At 69.8% G+C, this 2,458-nt stretch carries 3 protein-coding genes; 1 reads left to right on the top strand and 2 read right to left on the bottom strand.

What is annotated here, in order from left to right; all coding sequences use genetic code 11:
• Positions 1-1,078 (top strand): DUF4386 family protein (locus ACFRAQ_RS21430; RefSeq protein WP_379102251.1); only part of this gene is annotated, 1,078 nt, incomplete at its 5' end.
• Positions 1,079-1,090: 12 nt separating this feature from the next.
• On the opposite strand, the gene ACFRAQ_RS21425 is transcribed toward ACFRAQ_RS21430, so the two are convergent.
• Together ACFRAQ_RS21425 and ACFRAQ_RS21420 are read right to left on the bottom strand one after the other, a co-directional pair.
• Entirely contained in the window at positions 1,091-1,963 is an 873-nt protein-coding gene (locus tag ACFRAQ_RS21425; protein ID WP_379102249.1) for an SDR family NAD(P)-dependent oxidoreductase, read from the bottom strand.
• A gap of 58 nt (positions 1,964-2,021) precedes the next feature.
• Positions 2,022-2,354 (bottom strand): hypothetical protein, encoded by a 333-nt coding sequence (locus ACFRAQ_RS21420; RefSeq protein ID WP_379102246.1) that lies wholly within the window; start codon positions 2,352-2,354, stop codon positions 2,022-2,024.
• Between the last annotated feature and the right edge of the window lie 104 nt (positions 2,355-2,458).

Raw genomic sequence — 2,458 nt, 5'->3', positions numbered from 1 at the left:
CGGTGTGCCCGCCACCGCCCGGATCGCGAGCACTGACGGTGTGCCCGCCACCGCCCGGATCGCCAGCACTGACGATGTGCCCGCCACGGCCCAGGTCTGCGGCGCGGATGGTGCGCCCGTGGCGGCCGAAGCCGCACGCGTGGACGCCGTGCTCGCCTCCCGCCCGGGTCGCGCAGTCGTGAACGCTGTGGCGCCGACCGGTTCCGATCGGCGGCGGACCGGCATCGCAGGGACGCTGACCGTGCCCGCCCAGGTTCCGAGCGCGGGCGGCGCCTCCGTTGCCGCCGAGTTCGGCAGCGCGGGCGGCGTATCCGCGGCAGCCGAAATCACCGGCGTGGAAGGTGTCCCGACCGCCGGTAGCGGCGGCGCGGTCGTGAACGCTGTGGCACCAACTGGTTCCGGCCGGCGAGCGTCCGGCTCTGCGAGGGTGCTGATCGTGCCCGCGTTGATCGTGGCGGCGGTGGTGTTCATGAACGCCGGGTTCGGCGGTCTGGGCGCGGTCTTCGACTACCCGCGGGTGTTGTCCCGTCCGGGCGCGGAGGTGTTGGCGTCGTTCCGGATGCACGAGTCCGCGGTGGTCGCCTGGTTCTCGGTGCTCGTGGTCGGCGCGCTGCTGTTCGTTCCGATCGTGCTGGGGGTGGGCCGTCGCACGGATTCGCCGCGCATGCGCTGGGCGGTGCGTATCGGGGTGGCGGCGGGAGTGGTGCAGGCGATCGGCCTGTCGCGCTGGCCGCTGCTGGTACCGGGGCTCGCCGCTCATGCGGCTGCCGAGGTCGGGAGTTCCACGGCGGTCACGGAATTCGAGTTCTGGAACAGGCTGTTGGGTTCGTTACTCGGTGAGACGCTCGGCTACTTGTTCACCGCCGCGTGGACGGTGCTGGTGGTCTCGGTCCTGCGGCGTGAGGGCTTCCCGCGCTGGTTCGCGGTCCTCGGCGCGATGTCGGCGGCACTGATCCTGTTCGGTGTGGCCGCCCCGTGGCAGGTGGCGGGTGCGCAGCAGGCGAACTTCGCCGGGTACGTGCTGTGGAGCGGGTGGATGCTGGGGCTGGCCGTGTTGTGGGGCCGCCGTCGCGGGTGACGGCGGCCGGGTTCACATGCCTTGGCGGAAGCGGGCGTTGCGAATGGTGTCGGCGCGTTCGGGGAGAACGCTGTCGATGAGCGCGGCGACCCGGCCCATGACCGGTGCCAGCCGGCGGGGGCGGTCGATGATGGCGTCGCAGATGATCCGACCGCCTTCGTCCGCGGTGAGCGCGTTGGCGGTGGCCTGCTGGTAGACGGGGTTGGCGGTGATCATGTCGGTGCGGACGAGGGGGAGGTAGATCGAGGTGAAACGGAGGTTCTCGGTCTGAGTCTCGGCTTGCAGATTGGTGCTGAGCGAGTCGAGGGCGGCCTTGGACGCGACATACGCGGCATAGCCGGGGCCGCCGTAGAGGTTGGCGAGCGACAGGATGTTGATGATCTGCCCGTCGCGGCGGTCCCGCATGGCGGGGGCGAAGGCGAGGATGAGGCGGACCGCCGCGAAGTAGTTGAGCCGCATGGTGCGCTCGTAGTCGTGGAAGCGGTCGTAGGACTCGTCGAGCCGGCGGCGAATGGATCGCCCGGCATTGTTGACGAGGATGTCCACCCGGCCGTGGTCGGCGAGCACCTTCGCGGTCATGGCGTCGAGCGCCTCGAAGTCATTGAGGTCGCAGGGGTAGGCGGCGGCCCGCCCGCCCGCGGCCTCGATCTCGGAGACCGCGTCCGAGAGCTCGTCCGCGCGGCGCGCGACCAGGAGAACCGTGGCCCCGGCCGCGCCGAGCCGCACGGCGGCGACTCGTCCGATGCCCGAGGAAGCCCCGGTGATGAGCACGGTCCGGCCCGCGACGGCGTCGGCGAGGGTGCGGTCGCGCCGCAGCCGGGACAGGCTGACCTGGGTGTCGAGGCCGTGGCGGATCTTGTGCAGCAGCCCACTGATGTCGTGCATGCCCAGTGATGCTAAGTGCCGCACCGGGATTCGGTGGGGGTTCGGATTCGTGCCCCGGTCAGCGCCGGGGATGACGTTCGGAGAGCACGGCGGCGGCATCGATGGCGCGGATACCGAGGAGTGCGGCGGCGGCCGCGATGGTCGCGTGCGTGGCGGGATCATTCGGATGCGCGGAGCCGAGGAGGAGTTCCACCAATTCCATGGCGGCGATCGCTTGTTCACGGGTGACGAGGCGGCCGGGCAGCCAACTAACGCGCCAGTCGGTTTCCTTATTGCCGGGGAGTCTTTCCGCGAACTCATCGGCAATGCCACTCGTAATCGACCAAGCACACACGTACACCCGCGAATTATGCCTCTGACCAGCCGATTTGACTTCTGTTCGTAGCAACACGTAACTTAGTCCAGGTCAGAGCGACACGGACACCGACCCGGAGCCCCAAGGGCCTGGGAAACGAGGTTGGACGAGGAGCGCCTGACGATCACACTAGTTCCACC

The sequence above is a fragment of the Nocardia sp. NPDC056611 genome, from assembly GCF_042792755.1.
GTDB lineage: Bacteria > Actinomycetota > Actinomycetes > Mycobacteriales > Mycobacteriaceae > Nocardia.
The sequence above is the reverse complement of the archived record's forward strand: the minus strand, read 5'-3'. Positions and strand labels throughout refer to the sequence as shown.

Coding starts and splice junctions, on each gene's coding strand:
- ACFRAQ_RS21425 (WP_379102249.1), bottom strand. CDS start 1,963: ATGCACGACATCAGTGGGCTGCTGCACAAGATCCGCCACGGCCTCGAC.